The sequence below is a fragment of the Algoriphagus sp. AGSA1 genome (assembly GCF_021390545.1).
Classification (GTDB): domain Bacteria; phylum Bacteroidota; class Bacteroidia; order Cytophagales; family Cyclobacteriaceae; genus Algoriphagus.
In genome coordinates this window covers 50,095-69,170 of record NZ_JAJUWR010000007.1, presented here as the reverse complement: position 1 = coordinate 69,170, position 19,076 = coordinate 50,095, and the positions used below count along the sequence as shown (strand labels likewise).

Below are 19,076 nucleotides of genomic sequence, written 5' to 3'. Positions count from 1 at the left end.
ATGCTTTTTGAATCAAGAAATCTAACATACAGACATCCAGGTCAAAAACTCCATGTTTTTCCGGATATCGCCATGGAGGCAGGAGATGCCTTATTGGTACTGGGAAAATCAGGTTCGGGTAAAACTACACTGCTGAATCTCCTCGCTGGCCTACTCAATCCGGAGACGGGTCAAGTGTTGCTGGCAGATAAAAACCTTACGTCCCTGAGAGATGGGGAATTGGATTTGTTCAGGGGAAGGGAGATTGGGATTGTTTTCCAAAAACCACATCTACTGGCCGCGCTTACTGTCAGGGAAAACCTTCAAGTGGCGCACTTTCTGGCAAAGGAAAAAGGGCAAAACATTGATCTTCTGCTGGAAGAGGTGGGGTTGAGCCATAAAGCCAAGTCTTCTGTTTTGACATTAAGTGAAGGTGAAGCGCAGCGGGTGTCTATCGCCAGAGCCTTGGCCAATTCTCCCAAGTTGATTTTAGCAGATGAGCCCACGTCCAGTCTGGACGATGACAATACGGAAAAGGTGATCCTACTTTTGAAGTCCCAGGCGTCCAAAATCGGGGCGGCGTTGATCATCGTGACCCACGATCAGCGCGTGAAAGCCCATATTCCCAACTTTATAGAGGTAAAAGCAACATGAATTTATTTAAATTAAGTTGGAAGTATCTTACATTCAGACCGCTATCAACTGGCCTGAATGTGGTTTTGCTCGCTCTTGGGCTGGCTATAATTACAGTATTGCTGCTTATTCAGGATCAGTTTGAAAAGAAAATGAACCAGGATGCCGCAGGCGTGGATTTGGTGGTGGGAGCCAAAGGGAGTCCGTTGCAATTGATCCTGTCAGGAGTGTACCACATAGACTATCCTACAGGAAATATCCCAATGGATGAGGCTCAAAAGCTCTCTAGAAACCGATTGGTAAAGAATATTATCCCAATGGCCTTAGGCGACAATTACAAGGGCTATAGGATAGTGGGTACAAATCATGATTATCCGGCTCTTTACGATGCTACCCTGAAGCGGGGAAGGCTATGGGAAAAGCCATTCGAGGTGGTTTTGGGAGCAGAAGTCGCCATGAAAACAGGTTTTCAAATCGGGGGTGAATTTGTGGGGAGTCATGGGATCACGGAAGGGAGTCATGAGCATGATGCCAATAATTTCAAGGTGGTTGGGGTACTTGAGCGGAAAGGGAATGTGCTTGACCGCTTGGTTCTTACCAGTGTGGAATCTATTTGGTACACGCATGAGGAAGAGGAGGAGGCAAGTGATTCCATCGCAAACCATGAAGAGCAACATGATATCGATACTCATGGGCCAGTAGCGACGAAGGGTTTTCCGAAGGTTGCCGAATCACGGGAATTGACCACGCTGCTGATACAGTATAGAAATCCTATGGCGGCGATACAGCTTCCTCGCCTGATCAATTCCGGTACTTCCATGCAGGCAGCTTCTCCTTCTTTTGAAATGTCCAGGCTATTTGAATTGCTGGGTGTGGGGATCTCGCTGCTGCAAGGACTTGCAGTAGCGATTATAGGCATTTCGGGTTTGGGGATTTTCATCGCATTATACAATTCCCTGAAAGAAAGGAAATATGATCTCGCTGTGCTACGGGCAATAGGAGCCTCTAAGCGACAGCTCTTACTGCTGATATTCCTGGAGGGGGCCATGCTGACCTTTATGGGCGCTATACTTGGGATTTTACTGGGGCATACCTTCCTTTCGGTGATTATTTCACAAAATGAACAGGGGGTAATGGCATCGCTTCAAGCATGGGTTTTCCTCAGGCAAGAACTTTGGATAGTAGTGTTTGCGTTAGGGGTTGGAATTGTGGCTTCTGTCATTCCGGCTTTTGCAGCTTATCAAACAAGTATTGCAAAGCAACTGACAAAGGCTTAACTAGCGGATGATTTACAACCCAAGTATATGAGAAAATTGAAAATAGCCCTTTTGACCATTCTTCTGGCAGTAGTAGGACAAGCTTCTGTTTTGGCACAAAAGACCAATGTATGGAAAAACCTCTCGGAGGTCAGCTATAAAATCTCCGAAGATGAATATGGGGAACTCTATGTGCCGGTTTTTTCTGAAAACATCACCGGCATGGAAGGGAAAGTAGTGGAAGCGGATGGGTACATTATTCCATTTGAGGGGATGTTTAAGCCTGATCATATCATCTTGTCCAGTTTACCATTGGCAGAGTGTTTCTTTTGTGGATCCGGAGGGCCGGAAACGGTGATGGAAGTGGAAATGGCTTCTCCTATCAAATACACTTCAAACAGAGTGCGGGTGCGGGGCACGCTTACACTGAACAGCAAGGACCCTGAGAAACTCATGTATATTCTGAAAAACGGGACTTTGATCAATTGAGGGGCTACAGTTTTTTAACCAAAGAGATTCAAAGGGTTTTTCGCAGCGTACACGGTTATATTGCTGAAGCCATTCGTGTGGCACGAATGGCGACGTAGTAAGGGAAATATGCCTGCTGGCATCATTGCGGGCGATCATATTGTCTTTTTGTAGGTGGTCGATACTTGATTGTTTTTGCTCTGGAAATTTCCCCTAATAACAAAGCTCTTTCTCGAGCTCACGGAATTTCTCTAAAAGGTCAAGAGATACTGGGCCTGGTTTTCCGGTTCCGATTTCATGCTCATCGATTTGGGTGACTGGAAGAAGGATTTTAGTAGTACTTGTGATAAATGCTTCGTCAGCATTGAGCGCTTCTTGAAGACTTACAGGTCTGATCTGTACCTCTCCAGCTAACTCTATCACATGCTTTCGGGTAATTCCCATCAATACATGGGCGTCCGGCGTGCTGATTACCCCATCCTTAACAATGAAAAAATTACTCCTGGAACTTTCACTGATGATACCGTTCATATGATACAGCACATCTTCAGCTCCTGCATCTTTCCAGCGTATGCTGTCCCAGACGGAAAGTGCGTAATTGGTTGTCTTGATATCCGCGATTGGACGCACATATTCCAGTGAGAGTAGTTTAATGCCTTTTTCATATTTTTCCTGGGCGGGGAAAATCAATGATTCAGCAAAGATAAAAAGCTTCCCCTTGGAAGGAGAAAAATGATTTGGGGAAATGCCTCCGCTCAAAACCATCCGAATACCTCCTTCTTTGAGATGGTTTTTCTCAATTAAATCCTGAATCACTGCTTTCAGTTCAGCTCGGGAATAGTCCAGAGGTAGAAAAGTTTTCTCCGCTGAAGCAAAAAACCTATCCAAATAGCTTTCGAGAAAAAGAGGTCGGAAGTTGACGGTTCTGAAAAAATCAAAAATCCCATAGCCCCGGATAAATCCTAAATCCATGGGGTGGATACTGGCTTTTTCAGTAGGTATAATCTGCCCATCGGCAAAGCAAAATGGTTTCATAATAGTGTTGTTTATTAGCGTCTAAAATTAATAGCTCTAGCCGAATAAATCGCATTTGGATATGATCTTCCTTTTTGATACTATATTTAGAAAAAATTGTAACTTGCCTGTGCTTAAATAAAATTATCATGAAGCGATCAATTCTATTTTTAATTTTTACCTCATTTTTGTTTATAAATGCCTGTGGGCCAAAAAGTCAGGGTAAAAACGAAAAGCTTCGGGAAGAAGTCATAGGCGTTCATGATGAGGTGATGCCAAAGATGGGCCAACTCAAATCAATGGAGCGCAGGGCACTTTCCAAAGCTGAAGAAATAGAACGTGCGGATCCTTACGATTCTGCCAGTGTAAAGGAATACAAGGCCCTTGCTTATGACCTTTCCCAGGCACATGATGCCATGTTTGTCTGGATGCGCCAATATGAAGTAGAGGATGGGGGCAAAACGGAAGAAGAGCTGGAGGAATATCTTGACAGTCAAATGGTATTGGTAACTGAGGTGAATGTCAAGATCAAAGATGCGCTTGCAAAAGCTGAGGAAATGCTTAAATAATTAAAATCCAGGCTTTTCCTGAAGATATTTTTCTACTTGTTTTGAGGTGATTTTTCCCTCGTTCATCCCCCAGATATTGTACAGGTAAGTGCTGATCTGGGAGATTTCCAAAGGAGTAAGTTGGGGGTTGGCCGGCATAGGCTGATTATAGCGTTGACCATTTACTTCTATTTCCCCTTCCTGCCCATGCTTCATGATCCAGACAGTTCGGTGTACACTTGCCTGAAAGTAATCTGAATCTTTAATAGGGGGGATCAATTTGCCCAAGCCCATCCCATCGTTCTGGTGGCAGTTTCCACAATGTTTTTCGTAGATGGTTTTTCCTTCTACAGCATACTTCATTACCTCATGATCTTCTATTTGGGCCAAGGTGTTTTCTTCCCTTGAGTACTTGGTATTACATGCTACCGCAAGGAGTAAAAAGATCAGGTAATTTCTCATTTTCCTAACAGGGTTGGGATGTCAGCAATAAGCTGATCCACTTGGTCTGCTTTGGTACCGTCGTAAACACCGCGTATATGCCCTTGTTGATCCACCAAGATAAAAGCCCCGCTGTGCAGAAAACCTCCTGCTGCGTCTTGGTCTTCCATGGCGGTGGTCATATAGCTTGTCTGGCCTATTTCATAAATCTTCTCGGCTTCCCCGGTAAGAAAATTCCAGGTGTTGGCGTCTTCAATGCCCAACTTTTGGGCATAATCCTGCAAGACCTCCTGAGTGTCATGTTTGGGATCTATGGTGTGGCTCAGGATTTTGAAATCAGGATTGCTGCCAAATTCCTCGTAAACACGCAACATCTCCTTTTTCATGATAGGGCAAATAGTGGGACAGGTAGTGAAAAAGAAATCGGCTACATAAACATGGCCCTGCACTGATTCATTTGTTATGGTTTTTCCCTCTTGATTGGTGAAGGAAAAGTCCGCAATGGTATGATATACAGTGTCCAGAACTATCTGGCCTCCTTCCTTCTTTTCATTGACATGCCAATTGCCGAGTTTGGGCAGTGTCTTGTTTTTTTCTCCTGCAGGCTTGCATTGATAGCAAACTAGGGAAATAAGGGCAAGGATTAAAATTGGTGACCTCATGTTCAAAATAATTAGTTTTTCTTTCTGAGTTTTTTGTAGAGTCTGATTCCTAACATCAGCATCACAACAAGTGTGATCAGGCCCACAAGTCCCCATGCCATGCTCAAGGTACTTTTCAATACGATCAGAAACACAATTGCGAAAAGCAACAGCGTGGAGGCTTCATTCCATATCCTCAACTGCGTAGAAGTCCATCGGGTTCGTCCAGTCTGAAGTTCTTTGAATAATTTGTGACACCACAGATGGTAGCAGTATAGCAAGAATACAAATCCGAGTTTGGCATGCATAAAGCCCAGATGTAAAAATTCCATTCGATGGCTCAAAACCAATGACCCGAAAATCAGTGTAAGTACTGCGGACGGCCAGGTGATGATGTACCAGAGCCTCGATGCCATGAGGTCAAGCTGAGGCTTAAGTATGATGCGTTCGGCTTCCGGGCGCTCCATGGCTTCGGTCTGGTAGATAAACAGCCGGACAATATAGAATAGCCCTGCAAACCAGGTGACTACAAAAATGATATGAAGCGCTTTGAGGTACTCGAAGGTCATTCTCGGAATTTTCGGCTAAATTAAGGCCTAAACTTGATAACCACACTTATATTTTGAAAAGCTCAAAGCTCATTTTCTATATTCTGGCCGGCGTGGTGATAGCTCTGGTTATTTTGATTGCCCGGGAATCATTTTTTCAGCCCGGAATGGAGCGATTTGACGGGAAGTTCGAAGAATTGGGCCACTACAGAAATGAAAATAATACCGGGCCAGTGGTACGGGTATATGCGATAAAGGCGTTGGATACCTCAAAGGAATGGATGCGTGAATATGGGGATGCCATGCCCCATACTAAGTATGGCAGGACGGTGCTCTTCTTTTTTAATGAGGAGATTGGTCAGGAGGTTAAGCTTTCTCCAACTGATCCATATTTCCCGGAGGATATGCGACCTTACGTGATCGCCACCTATCAAAAAAGTCCCATGGGAGATGTGAGTTTTACTGATGGCTACCCAAAATGAGAAAGCGCTTTACGCTACAGGAATACAAAGAAGGAGTTCTTTCTGGTGATAGAACGAAGCTGAGCCAGGCAATCACATTAGCTGAGAGTTCACTGGAATCGGACTTGGAGTTGGCTTCTGATTTGGTACAGGAGATTTTACCTTACACAGGAAAGTCGATCAGAATAGGAATTACAGGAGTTCCTGGAGTGGGTAAAAGCACATTTATTGAGGCATTTGGAAAAATGCTTGTGGAGCAAGGCAAGGTTGTCGCTGTTTTGGCAATAGACCCGTCCAGCCAGAAAAGTAAAGGCAGCATTCTAGGGGATAAAACCCGGATGGAGAAATTGGCCGGTGATAAGCGGGCATTCATTCGCCCCAGCCCTACAGGGGCAACGTTGGGAGGAGTAAGCTCCAAAACAAGAGAAGCTATGTTGCTTTGTGAAGCAGCCGGTTTTGATGTGATATTGATCGAAACTGTGGGCGTGGGGCAGTCTGAAACGGCTGTCAAAAACATGGTGGACTTCTTCCTGTTGCTGATGCTTTCCGGGGCGGGTGACGAACTTCAGGGCATCAAAAAAGGCATCATGGAAATGGCTGATGGCGTGGTGATTCACAAAGCTGATGGAGACAACGAGGAAAATGCCAACAGGGCAAAGTCCGTTTACAGGAATGCACTTCATCTTTTTCCACTGGGACAAAATAACTGGTCAACTCCCGTGATGACTGCGTCATCCTTGACTAAGGAGGGACTGAGCGATAGTTGGAAAATGATTGAGAAATTTAAGGATCAAATGCAGAGATCTGGTTTTTGGGAGTCAAACAGGGCTTCGCAAAGATTGGGTTGGTTGGATGAAAATCTACAATTCTTACTGGGAAAATTCTTTTTGGAGCATCGGCAAGTTCAGAAGATGCTCAGCCTAAACCGCCCAAAAGTTGAAAGTGGAGAGCTTAGTCCTTTGGCTTTGGCGAGGGATTTGATAGAGGTTTTTTTCCAAACTAAAGAAAACCATAAATGAAACACCTCCTTTTGATAGCCATGCTACTTTTTTTTTCTTGTGAAGAAAAAGAAGAAACAGAAGAACAGCTCACTTTTACTACGAAGACCTTTTCATCCGAAAGATGCGTGGATGAAAGCTGTGCAAAGGTGGAAATCAACTGGCCTGTGGCCGAAAATTCGGATGCTGCCGCTCCACTCAATGAAGCGATTATGGAGCAGCTGCTGGTGTATTTCCACCAGGACAAGGATTTTGTCAATCTGGATTCTGCGGCAAAGGATTATTTGGACTCTTTTGTGGAATTTAAAACAGAGTTTCCTGATGCCCCCGGCGAATGGATGGTGGAGCTTGATGCGAAGCTGACTTATGAATCCGACAGCACGCTGAGCTTTATCTTCACCGAATTCAACTACTCAGGTGGCGCACATCCCAATTCCAGCGTCTATTACCTGAACTTCGACAAGCTGACAGGAAAGTCACTTCCTGTGGATCGGGTGGTTCTGGATCAGAAGAAAATGCTTGATTTGGCCGAGAAGGCTTTTCGTGAGTATCATGAGGTCGAAGAAGGTTTAGAGCTAAATGAAGACGGCAGATTTTTCTTGCCCGATACAGGTTTCTTTCTTCCCAATGCCATAGGGTATGAGGGCGATACATTGCATTTGACTTACATCCCATATGAGATTGGTCCTTATGCTATGGGATATACTGAGCTGGAGTTCCCTATCCGAGAGGTCAAAGGCTTAGTAAGGCAATAAGTTATAAGATGAATTCTCTAAAATTCTCTCTGAGAACTAATTTATATAATTTAAAGTGTAAGTTTCTTCAAAGGCGGATGGAATTGAAAATTTCGCTTCAGGTTTCCATTTGAATTCAAATGCGTCCGGTTTCCTTTCTTTTTATGGATTTTTATTTTATCTGATCTTCTTTCAAAACAAAAAGCCGATGGAAAACCAATCCCAACGGCTTTGTAAAATGATCAATGGATATATAAAAAGGAGTGCTTACCTAGTTTCCAATTTTTCAATCCTTCAATCTAATAAACCAAGAACCCAGAAGGGCCTCTGCCTACTTCGAAAGTTCTTACCACAGAACCAGTTTCAGAAAGTACAGTTACCGTTCCATTTCCCTGGAACCCGTTGGAATTGGCTACATAGATCTGATCCCGTTCGTCGTCAAAGCCGATTCCGTAGAATCCTGTGCCAGTCATGAGTTCTGTAGCTGTAACTGTGCTACCTTCGATTTCAAGTTCGAATATGGCATCGTTGTACTCTGGCCAATCAGAGCTAGTCACAATATACATCTTGTCATCTCCGTCGAATACAATTCTGCCAGTAGGTTTAGTGACAGGAACTGAATAAGTATTTCCTAAAGTAAGGCTGCTAAGATTTAAAGTATAGAATATCACCTCATCCGGGGTCACAGCATATATCCATAGCGTGCCTCCTTCAGCATGGAACTGACGGGGGGAAGCATCTAGATCCAATGTGCTGATCACAGCTTCCTGAGTGGCATCGATGATTTCGATTTTATTTTCGTTTGTGCCAGCTACTATAATGTAGTTTTGGTATGAGAAAAGATCTTCAGGCCTACTGGAAACGGCAATTTTCTTTGAGACTACTCCGCCATCAAGACCGTTCACTACGGCAATATAAGAATCAGGGTTAGCATAGGTTTCGTCATATGGGCCATAATCACTTATGAAAAGTTTGTTTCCATTTACTGCCAGGGATCTTGGAATATCCAATTCCGCTGTTATCGCACCACGACTTTTGAAATCTGCCGGATTCACGATTTCCACCTTTCCTGTGTTGGCTACCAAGTACAATCTGTCATCCTCAAGCACCATATCTTGAATCAGACCTGCGAAAGGGCGGGAATTCTCTGCTTCAAATATATTCGGAAGTAGTTCTTGAGTGTTTGGATTCAGATGAAATACTTCACCGTCATTGGTTCCGAAGTTACCTTCGTTCATGATCAGAATGCCATTGTCATATTTACCTAAAGGTTTTTCATCGCCGCTGTCTGAGCAGGCAAAGGAGACAGAGATCAAGGCAAATGCCCAGAGTAGTTGTTTTAAGTTCATAATAGTATGGATAAATTGAATTGATATGATCTTCCCGGCATGGCTCTCAGGTAGAGCACTTGGTAGTCGGTGTTGAATAGGTTGTTGACTTGAAAACCCAGCGGGATATGAACCTTGCCTAGCTGAAACTTATTGTACCCAAGTCCCATGTTGAAAAGCTGGTAAGAAGGCATAAGCCGTGGATTGTCGGCAGTGACGGCTCTTTCCCCGACGTAAAATGTGCTCACAAAAGCCGAAATAGCTTGCTGTTCAATGCTGATTTTCGCATTCGCCTGATGCTGTGGAGTGTATGGGAGCTGCTTGCCCACAGACTGATCATTTTCATCTGCGCCTTTCGTAGTGACAGCCCTTGAATAGGTGTAGGATGTGGTTAATTTCCATTTCCAGGTAGCTAAAGTTCCATCCACAGCACCCTGATATTCCAGTCCTTGATTGCTTACTTTTTTGATGTTTTCCGGAGTCCAAAAACTTCCCTTTGGCAGCCAGATTATCCAGTTGTCCACGGACATTTTGTAATAAGTCAAGCTTTGGTCCCAGTTGATATTTCCTTGCTTGTTCCAGGTCAGGCCGATTTCTCCGCTCAGACTTTCTTCGGGAAGCAAATCCGGGTTTCCGCCAGGATTCCAAAAACGGTCATTCAGCGTGGGGACTTTAAAGCCTTTCCCTAAAGAAGTCTTCAGAAGAAAGTTTTGAGAGGGCGTAGCCCATATACTCCAATCCATTCCCAGATTGGGAGTGAATGGGGCAAAAGTGCCATCATAGACAAGCTGCCTTAGGTTTAATGCCAACGAGAGCTTCTCAGAAGCAGAGAATTTCGTGCTTTGATACCATTCCACACGATTTTCGTCAGCCTGATACGTGCTCAGATTCCCTTTTGTCAGCGTGTATCTTGCGCCGAGTTTGGAGGTCCACTGGCCAGAAAGCTCCTGATCCCAGTCTCCCGCCAAGAAATATTGGGTGCTGTTGTTTTCACTGGCATTGAAAGTCTGTTCATTTCTCACAAAGCCGGTTTTCAAGTTCCAGATGGATTTTTCCTCAAAATGAAAATAATCAATCACGGCACGGAATGCCTGATCTTCCTGCTTATCTGTGGTTTTGGATCCCATCACAGGTTGGACTTCCCGGTTGGTTTTGTTCCACCAGAATGCAGATTTCAGTTGGTTGTCAGTATTCAGATTCCAGGCAAAGTTTTGCACTAGACCAATTTGCTCAAACTGAGCATGATCTTCTTTTATTTCGGGCGTGCCAAATTGCCCAAGGTCTTTGTAAGGAAAGTTGTTCTTGGAAAATTGTCTGTAGATTTTCGAGGTACTACTGAAGCTTTCCGAAGAATAAGCTCCAAAAGCTGAAGTATTAAACATTCCAAAACTGCCGATTTGTTGGGTAATCCCGGCTTCCAGTCCTTTTCCAAATTCAGTAGCTGTACCCAGATGCACGGAGCCTCCGATGGCTTCATTTCCGAAAAGTGCTCCAGCATTCCCGAACTGTACACTTACCTGATCGATGGAGGAAATCGGCAAAATAGACAGATCACTTTGACCCAGAGAAGGGCTATTGATAGGAAGACCATTCCAGAAAACTGCCGTGTGGCCCGCTGAAGTGCCGCGAAAGGAAGGGGAGGCGATCATCCCGGCACCATATTGCCGCACAAAAACGGGGGATTGCTCTTGAAGAATATCACCCAGTGAGCGGCCTTGATAATCTTCCAAATCCTTTTTTGTCCAGTTGATTACTTTCTGCCCTTGGGCGAATTTATCCAAAGCCGGCGCATAGACTTCTACCTCAGCCAAGGGAATTGTATCCTGACTGATCGGGCTAAAGCCGATAAACGTGTAAACCCACAAAAGCAAAGTCATGCCTGATCGAATTAGTTTAAATCCGATTCGGGCTTGAAGAGAAAGGGGAAGAAGGGATCGGAACTGCGAAGGGCGGTTCAGGTACATTCCTCATCGCTTTTCCTCCGAAAGCACAGAATCAAAAGAAACGGGCAGGTCTCCTGGCTTGCTTTGATTTGCCGCCTTCTCACCCCGGATTGGTTTCGGGACAATGGCTTTATAGACAAATCTGCGGAATAATCCGCTCAGCTTACAGTTGCGGGGACAGCTTTGGTTTTACACCAAATTCCCTTTTAATCCCAAGAGCTCAGATGCGAGTTTGGGAACCTATTTCGGCTGCAAAAGTAGATCGGGAAAGCTTATAAAAAAAATCTGATTATGCACAAATTTTGGAAGTGGCAAAATCCCGAGCTTATTTTGGATTTCAATGTCTCCAAGAAATTCTGTGAAAAATCAACGTTTTAGGCTCTTTGTAACTTCTGTTTTCTTGATTGTAACCTATTCTTTTACAGGGTGTAGTAAGAATGATTCTCGGACTGGGCAAGAACTTGAAAGGATAGACTTAAGCTATGCTTCAGGATTCGAAATCTCACGGGGAAATGGTTTTTGGCAGCTTGATGTTACACAGGCTTGGACTGGATCGGATAGGATATTTACCTATTTGGTTTTGGAAGAAAACACCGAAAAACCTGAAGGTGATTTCGATGGGGTCATTCAACTTCCTATCGAAAAAGTCATTCTGACTTCCACTACTCATATTCCGCATTTGGATATACTGAATGTGACTGAAAAATTGATAGGGTTTCCAAATTTAGATTTGATTTCTTCTGAGAAAACCTGGGCACAGATAGACGCAGGTCGAGTGGAGGATTTGGGAGCCGGACCTTCGGCAAATACGGAAATGGTGATCGATTTAGATCCGGATTGGATTATGATTTCCACCACGGGAGATAACCTGAAGTATCTGGATTTGCTGGAGCAAGCTAAAATCCCTGCAGTGATCAACGGTGAATATGTGGAGCAGCATCCCCTGGGCAGGGCTGAATGGATCAAGTTTACGGGGGTGCTGTTGGGAAAATACGAGGAAGCTGCGGTCGCTTTTGATAAGGTTGAAAAGGATTATTTGGAAGCTGAGAAATTGAGTGATTCCATCATTGACTCCCTTCGTCCTACGGTACTGAGTGGAGTGCTTTATCAGGATATTTGGTATGCTCCCGGAAGTGAAAGCTGGGGAGCGAATATCCTCGAAAATGCCGGAGGGAACTATATTTTCTCAGATCAGAAAGGAACAGGAAGTGCGCAGTTGAATTATGAGTTTGTGCTGGAAAATGCACTGGAAGCTGATTTTTGGGTAGGTTCTGCTGATTTTCCTGATTTGAAAACCATGGGGGATTCGGAGCCCAGATACAAAGCTTTCAAAGCTTATCAGTCCGGTAATGTGTTTTCTTATACTCAGAAGCGGGGGAGAGCAGGCGGACTGGAATATTTTGAGTTGGGATACATGCGGCCGGATCTGATCCTCAAAGATCTGATCAAAATCCTTCATCCGGCTTTGCTTCCAGGCTATGAGTTGTATTTTTATCAACAACTCAATGAAACTAAATAGTCCATTTCTTCTGCTTATCGCCGCACTGATTCTTTTGGTGGTCAGTTTTCTGCTGAATGTCAGTTTGGGATCAGTTTCGATTTCGCCAAGTGAGATTCTTACTGGCATTTTCACCGGAGATTGGGTAAAAGCCTCCAGGGAACAGATAATTATGAACTATAGAATCCCCAAGGCTTTGGTGGCAATCTTGGCTGGAGTTGGCTTAAGCATCAGTGGCCTTCAGATGCAGACTTTTTTTCGAAATCCGCTTGCAGGTCCATTTGTACTGGGTATTAGTTCCGGTGCAGGCCTTGGTGTGGCGATTTTAATGTTGGCCGGCTCGGCCTTTGGCTTGTCTGCCTTTGGCGGGGCTATCAATCCTTGGGCGATTGCGACTGCGGGTACGTTAGGCGCAAGTTTGGTATTGCTTACCGTGAGTTTGGTTGCCTGGAAAGTCAGGGACAGCATGACCCTTCTGATCGTTGGGTTGATGTTTGGATCTGCGGTTTCGGCGGTTATTTCGGTCTTGTCGTATTTCTCAGGGGCCGAGGCACTGAAACTGTTCACTATTTGGTCTATGGGAAGTTTAGGAGGCTTGGTTTGGAATCAGGTGTTGGTGTTGGGATTGGTAATGTTAATAGGGATTATTCCCGTCATTGCTTCGGTCAAATCCTACAATGGAATGCTTCTTGGAGAAAGCTATGCGAAAAGCATGGGGGTCAACCCTGATCGTCTGCGCTGGTTGATGATTCTCAGCACGGGCTTATTGGCAGGGAGTATTACTGCTTTTTGTGGGCCGATAGCATTTATAGGAATTGCAGTGCCACACTTGGCTAGGATGGTCTGGAAGACTTCAGATCACAGGATACTTTTTCCTGCTTCAGCGCTGATCGGGGCAAGTTTGTTGCTCTTGTGCGATGCAGTCGGTCAGTTGCCGGGATCTGCTCAGACGCTGCCTATCAATGCGGTGACATCACTGGTAGGAGCTCCGATAGTGATCAGTTTGGTGCTTCGCAAAAACTTCAGCAAAGAATTTTAGGCTATGGCAAAGGCATCAATCATCGGTAAGAATCTAGGTCTTGGATACACCAAGGGAAAAGCGAGGAAGGAGATTTTAAGCGGATTGAATTTTGAACTTTTGGTAGGTGAAATGACCTGTTTGCTTGGCCCGAATGGGGTAGGAAAATCAACTTTGGTCAAAGCTATTTTGGGACAGTTACAGCCATTCCAAGGGGAAGTGCAGCTGAATGGAAAGCCTATTCTGTCCTACGCTAAGGAAGTCTTGGCCAAAGAGCTGTCGGTCGTGCTGACGGAGCCCTTTCTTCCCGGTAATATGACAGTGGGCCAGTTGGTGGCGATGGGGCGGATTCCGCATACCAATTGGACAGGAAAGCTGACAGACGGCGATCGGGAAGTAGTCGAAAACGCACTTACGGCCACGAAAATTGAATATCTACGTGATGAGAGACTTTCCGAAATAAGTGATGGTCAGCGGCAAAAAGCATTGATCGCAAGGGCTTTGGCGCAAGATGGAAAGGTGATGGTATTGGATGAACCCACTGCTCATCTGGATTTGGTGAATCGCTATGAAATCATGCACTTACTTCGGGAGATCTCCAAGAGCCAGGTGAAGTCAATTCTTGTGGTAACACATGATCTGGAGATTGCACTGGAAACAGCCGATAGATTTTGGTTACTCAATTGCGGGACACCACTGATTTCAGGTTTGCCGGAGGATCTGGTGATTTCGGGACAGATCAATCAATTATTGCCTGGAGAGAATTTTCGGTTTAGCGTGGCAAAAGGAAGAATTGAATCGAAAGCTGAAGAATTGAAATTTGAGATTTCCGGGTCAAGTGAATTGGCTACATGGATTTCAAAAGCACTGGAAAAAGCAGGGGTTAAGGAGTTGTCGGGTACAATAGAAGTTAGTGGATATCCGTTTTCTTTAAATTATAAGGGAGGTATTTATAACAGTGTTGAGGAGTTTATCGAGGATAACCTTTGAGGTCTTTTTTTGACCTCGAAGGTTTAATGTTTTGATTTTACTTATAGTTTCGAATGACGAATGGCCAATGATGAATTTCGAAGTTTCGAAAACTAACCGCTTTCTAATAGTAGTCTAGAAATCCAAAACCGCTTTTATTTTGCTTCTAATATCTACAATTTCTTGTTGGCCTAATTCGCCTATCTTTTCTAGGAATCTGCGGTTGTCCAAAGCTCTGATTTGATCAATAAGAATCTCAGAATGCTTCTCTAGCCCATAATTTCCTTCATTTACACGCACACGAAGAATATTCTCCTTGGGAGTTAGCTGTGTGGTAAGTGGACACACCATTGTAGAAGGGTGATCAACTTGATTGAGGAGATTGGTTTGAACAATTACGACTGGACGGATCTTGCAAGGCTCAGTTCCTTTGGAGGGATTCAAATTGGCAAGCCATATATCATATTGTTTCATGTGTTTATAATTTGTCTTTCAAAGGCCACATGGAATCTCGCACGGTAAATAATCATCCCTCCGTGTGACGATTAGGTCATGCCTGTGTGTATTCTAAAGGGTCTCAGGTAGGCTCGATTTCATCTTCCTCGATTAAGGCATCAAATTCTGCGATAATTTCAGAAGAGCTTTCATGGGCTAAGATGGAAGCTTCGGCAAATTCAACACTCAATTTCTTTCGCTTTTGATACCTGTTATAGAATTCAAGTGCCTGATTGATATACCTGTTTCTTGGAACCTTTTTATCCTTAATGATTGCCTCCGTTTCTTCGAAGATATCCCTGTCCAGTTTTAAAGAGAGTGTTTTCATAATCATGAGTATATACTATAAATATATACTATTTTCAGACAGTTCCTTTTTATTTGATTTAACAGTTTTATATATCACCTTCCAACAAAATTCTCCTCCAAATCCCTTCAAAACTCATTAATTGCATATTAAGGCTATGATTGAAGCATCTTTTTCCTATATTTTGGGTTAAAATTTAGACTGTCAATTATTTAAGACTTTATGTTATTTGAACTGATCCGTCTGGAACTCCTAAAAAGTTTCCGATCTACGGCATTTGCCAAAAGCCTGATGGTGGCTATTTTTCTCGGTTTTCTGGCAATTATGTTGTTGGGATATCTGTTGATGGCCGGGATTTTTCTGAGCAAAATTTTGGGAGAGCTTGCTGAGGGCCAAGACCCTATTCAGGTGCTCAACGCAGGTTTGATTTTCTTCTTTTTGGTGGAGTTTATGTATAGATATTTTCTACAGCAACTTCCTGTAATTGAGCTGGAAAGTCTCTTACACCTTCCTATTTCGAAGAAAAAAATCATGCATATGCTTTTGGGAAGATCGTTTTTCTCCCCACTTAGTATCATAGCCTTGGTGCTTTTCGCTCCATTTGCATTTTCCGAAATAGCTGCTGGGTACGGTATTTCAGGCGCAGTGTCTTGGCTGGGAACGGTGGTGTTTACCAGTTGGTCTTTGCATTGGTTTATGCTTTGGTTCAAACAGCGTTTTGAGGACAGTCTGATCGGCGTGGTGATTGTATTTATTATTCTTCTGCTGGGTGGAGGATCCACTTACATGGGTTGGTTCAATCTGGGTGAACTGGTAGCTCCGTTTTTCACATTTGCCATGAGTAGTTTTCTTCCCTTGGCTGTGATGCTGGTTGTTTGCTTAGTGGGGTATTATCTCGCTTTCTCTTATTATCTGAACAATGCTTATCTGGAGGATTTGGCAAAGGAAGAAGAAGCACGTTTCGTAAACCAATCGGTAGGCTTCTTTTCGAGATTTGGAATGGCAGGCGAGCTTGCCAATCTAGAATGGAAGCTGATCATACGGCACAAAAAGAGCAGGGCTTTTTTGATGCTAAGCGCATTCTTTTTGCTTTACGGAATGATTTTCTACAACAATCCACAGTATAATGACTCTGCAGACGGTAGTTTTAGTTTTATTTTCATTTTTGTAGGAGTATTTATCACAGGGATATTTATGATCCAGTATGGCCAGCTGTTCTTGAGCTGGAATTCAGGTTATTTTGATTTTTTTCTTAATCGAAAAGACGGGGTAAAAAATCTGGTAAGAGGGAAATACCTGCTGCTACTATCGATCTCCTTATTGTGCTTTTTGCTGTCAATACCTTACGTCTATTTTGGATGGAAATTCTTATTGATCCACTTGGCCACCTTCCTTTTCAATGCGGGTGTTCTGATTCATTTGATTGTCTATCTGGCTATTTGGAAGCCCAAACCAATGGATCTGAATAAGGGAGCAATGTTCAATTACGAAGGGGTGGGAGCAGCTCAGTTTCTGATGATTATCCCTATGATGGTGGCTCCCTACGTGATATATGTTCCTTTTGCACTGCTTTTCAATTCCTATGTGGGACTGCTGGCTCTGGGTACCATAGGCGTGGTGGGAATCTTATTCTTCAACAAGCTTTCAACTATTAATGTAAATCGGGTATTGAAAAACCGATACGAAATTTCATCTTCATTCCGTCAAGAGTTATGATCCAAGTTACTGATCTCAAAAAACAATATAAAGAAGCCGTTGTCCTAGATGTTGCCAATCTAACCATTCCCAAATCTGAGTGCTTTGGATTGGTAGGGAATAATGGCGCCGGGAAAACAACTTTATTTAGAATTATGCTTGATCTTGTTCGGGCTTCACAAGGTAAGGTGGAAATAGACTCTCGGGATGTGAGTAAATCTGAAGAGTGGAAGAAAAGCACTGGAGCATACTTGGACGAGCATATGCTCCTGTCTTACCTGACTGCCGATGAATATTTTCAGACGCTTCGCAAAATCTATGGCCTATCCGAGGCTGATTTGCAACTTCACCTGAGCAAGTTTACAGAGCTGTTCAATGATGAGATCGTGGGGAAAAAGAAATATATCCGTGATCTATCGAAAGGTAATTTGAAGAAAGTGGGGATTGCGGCTGCACTGATGGGAAATCCTGAGGTAGTGTTTCTTGATGAGCCATTTGAGAACTTGGATCCCAGCTCTCAGATCCGATTGAAGAAGCTGATCCTTCAGGAAAAGGAGAATTCTCAGGTTACCTTCTTGATATCCAGCCACGATTTGAACCATGTGACGGAAATCTGTGATCGAATTGTCTTGCTTGAAAAGGGTAAAATCATCAATGACCTGAAAGACAAATCCGCCATGCTGGCTGAATTGGATGCTTATTTTACAGGCTGAATCGGGAAAACATGTTCATTTTAAAGTAATAAGATGAACATGATGTAGAAAAAGTCACTTTTTCTGAACAGGTTTCACATACGTGTCCATAATTTATTTAAATCTGGACATATAGTCAATATGTGTTCAGTAAATGGACTTATAATCGATATATGTCCATTTTTATGAAAAATATGAACATGTTTATTTTTTCATGTTCATATAATTGGTAAATTTGGACACGATAAAGAACGTGTTCTATGCCTTATGATCGAAATATTCCCTTTAATGACTTGCCTTTACTTCCTCTATCGAAGGAAGTGGAAGAAGATATTACGATTCTAAAAAAACTGGTTACTGCATCGAGAGCACTGGCTTCTGTGAATGCAAGCGTACTTCGCTTGCCAAATCCAACGATGCTGGTAAATACCATCGCCCTTCAGGAGGCCAAGAGTTCTACTGCCATTGAGAATATTTTCACTACGGAAGATGAGCTGTATAAAGCGGTTTCAGACTTGATCCAAGAGGAAAGAGCGGATTCGGCGACAAAGGAAGTGCTGCGGTATAGAGAAGCACTCTGGGAAGGATATGCAACCATGAAAGACAAGTCTAGTATTAATCAAGACGTCATATTGGGGGTGTTCAGAGAAGTGAAAAACACAAATGCAGGTTTTAGATCTCCTGCGACACAGACGATTATCAAGCGGGGGAATAGTGAGTTTCGGTCGGGCGAGACAGTTTATACTCCACCCAGGGGAGAGAAGCTGCTTCAGGACTTGATGGATAACTGGACGGAATATCTCGGGAATGACGATGATTTCCCGACTGATCCGCTGCTGAAGATGTGCATTTCCCACTATCAATTTGAAGCGATTCACCCATTTGCAGATGGAAATGGGCGAACGGGCAGAATATTGAATCAGCTCTATTTGGTCAACAAAAAACTACTTGATCTTCCCGTGCTGTATCTGTCAAAATATATCATAGTCCATAAAGAAGACTATTATTATCATCTGGGTGGGGTCACACAGCGAGGTGACTGGAAGACCTGGATCTTGTTTATGCTGGAAGCGGTGGAGAAAACTTCAATTCTAACTGAGGATTTAATCCGTCAAATCATTGTTCAGATGGAAGCTACGCTAGAGCATGGGAAGTCAAAAATCAAATGGTATTCGAAAGAGGTGAATGAACTGATTTTTTCCCAGCCGTATCTGAAATCTAAATCGCTGGGGGAATTGATGGGAGTGAGCTCAAGGACAACGTTGACAAAGTATTTCTCAGAACTGGCAGAGGCGAAAATCCTTTACCCTAAGAAGGATGGGAAAGAAGTGTATTATGTGAATGAAGAGCTGGTAAGAATATTAGGAGATTAAAAAAGTCCCTCCAAACGTTCAGAGGGACTTTCCACAT

At 43.5% G+C, this 19,076-nt stretch carries 21 protein-coding genes and 1 riboswitch; of the genes, 13 read left to right on the top strand and 8 right to left on the bottom strand.

Annotation, left to right across the window (positions count from 1 at the left end):
- From LZF95_RS06755 to LZF95_RS06745, 3 genes are read left to right on the top strand one after another with little or no spacing between them, the layout of a single operon-like run.
- Complete coding sequence (locus LZF95_RS06755; protein ID WP_233754221.1) at window positions 1–633, top strand: ABC transporter ATP-binding protein; 633 nt, start codon at window positions 1–3, stop codon at window positions 631–633.
- The gene (locus LZF95_RS06750) at window positions 630–1,889 is read left to right on the top strand and encodes an FtsX-like permease family protein (RefSeq protein WP_233754220.1); all 1,260 of its coding nucleotides are present in this window, start codon (window positions 630–632) and stop codon (window positions 1,887–1,889) included. The genes LZF95_RS06755 and LZF95_RS06750 overlap by 4 nt, the downstream gene beginning before the upstream one ends.
- A gap of 27 nt (window positions 1,890–1,916) precedes the next feature.
- Complete coding sequence (locus tag LZF95_RS06745; protein WP_233754219.1) at window positions 1,917–2,357, top strand: hypothetical protein; 441 nt, start codon at window positions 1,917–1,919, stop codon at window positions 2,355–2,357.
- 192 nt (window positions 2,358–2,549) lie between these two features.
- On the opposite strand, the gene LZF95_RS06740 is transcribed toward LZF95_RS06745, so the two are convergent.
- Window positions 2,550–3,371, bottom strand: a complete 822-nt coding sequence (locus tag LZF95_RS06740) for an aminotransferase class IV (RefSeq protein ID WP_233754218.1) — start codon at window positions 3,369–3,371, stop codon at window positions 2,550–2,552.
- Between the two features lie 128 nt (window positions 3,372–3,499).
- Between LZF95_RS06740 and LZF95_RS06735 the strand changes: the two genes are divergently transcribed.
- The gene (locus LZF95_RS06735; RefSeq protein WP_233754217.1) at window positions 3,500–3,919 is read left to right on the top strand and encodes a hypothetical protein; all 420 of its coding nucleotides are present in this window, start codon (window positions 3,500–3,502) and stop codon (window positions 3,917–3,919) included.
- Here LZF95_RS06735 and LZF95_RS06730 read toward each other — a convergent pair whose 3' ends face one another.
- From LZF95_RS06730 to LZF95_RS06720, 3 genes are read right to left on the bottom strand one after another with little or no spacing between them, the layout of a single operon-like run.
- The gene (locus tag LZF95_RS06730) at window positions 3,920–4,360 is read right to left on the bottom strand and encodes a cytochrome c (protein ID WP_233754216.1); all 441 of its coding nucleotides are present in this window, start codon (window positions 4,358–4,360) and stop codon (window positions 3,920–3,922) included. It abuts the gene before it with no gap.
- Entirely contained in the window at window positions 4,357–5,001 is a 645-nt protein-coding gene (locus tag LZF95_RS06725; protein ID WP_233754215.1) for an SCO family protein, read from the bottom strand. The genes LZF95_RS06730 and LZF95_RS06725 overlap by 4 nt, the downstream gene beginning before the upstream one ends.
- An 11-nt stretch (window positions 5,002–5,012) precedes the next feature.
- The gene (locus LZF95_RS06720; protein WP_233754214.1) at window positions 5,013–5,549 is read right to left on the bottom strand and encodes a CopD family protein; all 537 of its coding nucleotides are present in this window, start codon (window positions 5,547–5,549) and stop codon (window positions 5,013–5,015) included.
- Between the two features lie 53 nt (window positions 5,550–5,602).
- On the opposite strand from LZF95_RS06720, the gene LZF95_RS06715 reads away from it, so the two are divergent.
- Genes LZF95_RS06715 through LZF95_RS06705 form a run of 3 tightly spaced genes read left to right on the top strand, consistent with a single transcriptional unit; the run spans window position 5,603 to window position 7,742 of the window.
- Window positions 5,603–6,010, top strand: coding sequence for a hypothetical protein (locus tag LZF95_RS06715; RefSeq protein ID WP_233754213.1), 408 nt, complete (start codon window positions 5,603–5,605; stop codon window positions 6,008–6,010).
- Window positions 6,007–7,008 carry a methylmalonyl Co-A mutase-associated GTPase MeaB gene (gene meaB / locus LZF95_RS06710; protein WP_233754212.1) on the top strand — a complete coding sequence of 334 codons (1,002 nt, stop codon included), beginning with the start codon at window positions 6,007–6,009 and terminating at the stop codon, window positions 7,006–7,008. Before LZF95_RS06715 ends, meaB begins: the two co-directional genes overlap by 4 nt.
- Complete coding sequence (locus LZF95_RS06705) at window positions 7,005–7,742, top strand: DUF3298 and DUF4163 domain-containing protein (protein ID WP_233754211.1); 738 nt, start codon at window positions 7,005–7,007, stop codon at window positions 7,740–7,742. Before meaB ends, LZF95_RS06705 begins: the two co-directional genes overlap by 4 nt.
- A gap of 278 nt (window positions 7,743–8,020) precedes the next feature.
- Here the strand turns inward: LZF95_RS06705 and LZF95_RS06700 are convergent, their stop codons facing one another.
- Window positions 8,021–9,070, bottom strand: a complete 1,050-nt coding sequence (locus LZF95_RS06700) for a YncE family protein (protein WP_233754210.1) — start codon at window positions 9,068–9,070, stop codon at window positions 8,021–8,023.
- Window positions 9,067–10,926: a TonB-dependent receptor gene (locus LZF95_RS06695; RefSeq protein ID WP_233754209.1), complete on the bottom strand. Its 1,860-nt coding sequence runs from the start codon at window positions 10,924–10,926 to the stop codon at window positions 9,067–9,069. The genes LZF95_RS06700 and LZF95_RS06695 overlap by 4 nt, the downstream gene beginning before the upstream one ends.
- A 112-nt stretch (window positions 10,927–11,038) precedes the next feature.
- Window positions 11,039–11,251: riboswitch (cobalamin riboswitch) on the bottom strand.
- Between the two features lie 99 nt (window positions 11,252–11,350).
- Between LZF95_RS06695 and LZF95_RS06690 the strand changes: the two genes are divergently transcribed.
- The 3 genes from LZF95_RS06690 to LZF95_RS06680 are packed head-to-tail and all read left to right on the top strand — an operon-like array spanning window position 11,351 to window position 14,498.
- Window positions 11,351–12,511 (top strand): ABC transporter substrate-binding protein, encoded by a 1,161-nt coding sequence (locus LZF95_RS06690; RefSeq protein ID WP_233754208.1) that lies wholly within the window; start codon window positions 11,351–11,353, stop codon window positions 12,509–12,511.
- Window positions 12,498–13,529, top strand: coding sequence for an iron ABC transporter permease (locus LZF95_RS06685; protein WP_233754207.1), 1,032 nt, complete (start codon window positions 12,498–12,500; stop codon window positions 13,527–13,529). Before LZF95_RS06690 ends, LZF95_RS06685 begins: the two co-directional genes overlap by 14 nt.
- Before the next feature lie 3 nt (window positions 13,530–13,532).
- The gene (locus LZF95_RS06680) at window positions 13,533–14,498 is read left to right on the top strand and encodes an ABC transporter ATP-binding protein (protein WP_233754206.1); all 966 of its coding nucleotides are present in this window, start codon (window positions 13,533–13,535) and stop codon (window positions 14,496–14,498) included.
- A 114-nt stretch (window positions 14,499–14,612) separates the two neighbouring features.
- On the opposite strand, the gene LZF95_RS06675 is transcribed toward LZF95_RS06680, so the two are convergent.
- Together LZF95_RS06675 and LZF95_RS06670 are read right to left on the bottom strand one after the other, a co-directional pair.
- Entirely contained in the window at window positions 14,613–14,951 is a 339-nt protein-coding gene (locus tag LZF95_RS06675; RefSeq protein WP_233754205.1) for a type II toxin-antitoxin system PemK/MazF family toxin, read from the bottom strand.
- 103 nt (window positions 14,952–15,054) lie between these two features.
- A complete protein-coding gene (locus tag LZF95_RS06670; protein WP_233754204.1) occupies window positions 15,055–15,300 on the bottom strand; it encodes a hypothetical protein in 246 nt (81 codons plus the stop codon).
- A gap of 201 nt (window positions 15,301–15,501) precedes the next feature.
- Here LZF95_RS06670 and LZF95_RS06665 point away from each other — a divergent pair, with 201 nt between their 5' ends.
- The 3 genes from LZF95_RS06665 (at window position 15,502) to LZF95_RS06655 (ending at window position 19,039) form a co-directional block, all read left to right on the top strand.
- Window positions 15,502–16,995: a DUF5687 family protein gene (locus LZF95_RS06665; RefSeq protein WP_233754203.1), complete on the top strand. Its 1,494-nt coding sequence runs from the start codon at window positions 15,502–15,504 to the stop codon at window positions 16,993–16,995.
- Window positions 16,992–17,687: an ABC transporter ATP-binding protein gene (locus tag LZF95_RS06660; protein ID WP_233754202.1), complete on the top strand. Its 696-nt coding sequence runs from the start codon at window positions 16,992–16,994 to the stop codon at window positions 17,685–17,687. The genes LZF95_RS06665 and LZF95_RS06660 overlap by 4 nt, the downstream gene beginning before the upstream one ends.
- A 239-nt stretch (window positions 17,688–17,926) precedes the next feature.
- The gene (locus tag LZF95_RS06655) at window positions 17,927–19,039 is read left to right on the top strand and encodes a Fic family protein (protein WP_233754201.1); all 1,113 of its coding nucleotides are present in this window, start codon (window positions 17,927–17,929) and stop codon (window positions 19,037–19,039) included.
- Window positions 19,040–19,076: the final 37 nt, after the last annotated feature.

Excerpts from the sequence above, each read along its gene's own strand:
- LZF95_RS06755 (WP_233754221.1), top strand. The coding sequence starts at position 1 with ATGCTTTTTGAATCAAGAAATCTAACATACAGACATCCAGGTCAAAAA.
- LZF95_RS06750 (WP_233754220.1), top strand. The coding sequence starts at position 630 with ATGAATTTATTTAAATTAAGTTGGAAGTATCTTACATTCAGACCGCTA.
- LZF95_RS06745 (WP_233754219.1), top strand. The coding sequence starts at position 1,917 with ATGAGAAAATTGAAAATAGCCCTTTTGACCATTCTTCTGGCAGTAGTA.
- LZF95_RS06740 (WP_233754218.1), bottom strand. The coding sequence starts at position 3,371 with ATGAAACCATTTTGCTTTGCCGATGGGCAGATTATACCTACTGAAAAA.
- LZF95_RS06735 (WP_233754217.1), top strand. The coding sequence starts at position 3,500 with ATGAAGCGATCAATTCTATTTTTAATTTTTACCTCATTTTTGTTTATA.
- LZF95_RS06730 (WP_233754216.1), bottom strand. The coding sequence starts at position 4,360 with ATGAGAAATTACCTGATCTTTTTACTCCTTGCGGTAGCATGTAATACC.
- LZF95_RS06725 (WP_233754215.1), bottom strand. The coding sequence starts at position 5,001 with ATGAGGTCACCAATTTTAATCCTTGCCCTTATTTCCCTAGTTTGCTAT.
- LZF95_RS06720 (WP_233754214.1), bottom strand. The coding sequence starts at position 5,549 with ATGACCTTCGAGTACCTCAAAGCGCTTCATATCATTTTTGTAGTCACC.
- meaB (WP_233754212.1), top strand. The coding sequence starts at position 6,007 with ATGAGAAAGCGCTTTACGCTACAGGAATACAAAGAAGGAGTTCTTTCT.
- LZF95_RS06705 (WP_233754211.1), top strand. The coding sequence starts at position 7,005 with ATGAAACACCTCCTTTTGATAGCCATGCTACTTTTTTTTTCTTGTGAA.
- LZF95_RS06700 (WP_233754210.1), bottom strand. The coding sequence starts at position 9,070 with ATGAACTTAAAACAACTACTCTGGGCATTTGCCTTGATCTCTGTCTCC.
- LZF95_RS06695 (WP_233754209.1), bottom strand. The coding sequence starts at position 10,926 with ATGACTTTGCTTTTGTGGGTTTACACGTTTATCGGCTTTAGCCCGATC.
- LZF95_RS06685 (WP_233754207.1), top strand. The coding sequence starts at position 12,498 with ATGAAACTAAATAGTCCATTTCTTCTGCTTATCGCCGCACTGATTCTT.
- LZF95_RS06680 (WP_233754206.1), top strand. The coding sequence starts at position 13,533 with ATGGCAAAGGCATCAATCATCGGTAAGAATCTAGGTCTTGGATACACC.
- LZF95_RS06675 (WP_233754205.1), bottom strand. The coding sequence starts at position 14,951 with ATGAAACAATATGATATATGGCTTGCCAATTTGAATCCCTCCAAAGGA.
- LZF95_RS06670 (WP_233754204.1), bottom strand. The coding sequence starts at position 15,300 with ATGAAAACACTCTCTTTAAAACTGGACAGGGATATCTTCGAAGAAACG.
- LZF95_RS06665 (WP_233754203.1), top strand. The coding sequence starts at position 15,502 with ATGTTATTTGAACTGATCCGTCTGGAACTCCTAAAAAGTTTCCGATCT.
- LZF95_RS06660 (WP_233754202.1), top strand. The coding sequence starts at position 16,992 with ATGATCCAAGTTACTGATCTCAAAAAACAATATAAAGAAGCCGTTGTC.
- LZF95_RS06655 (WP_233754201.1), top strand. The coding sequence starts at position 17,927 with ATGCCTTATGATCGAAATATTCCCTTTAATGACTTGCCTTTACTTCCT.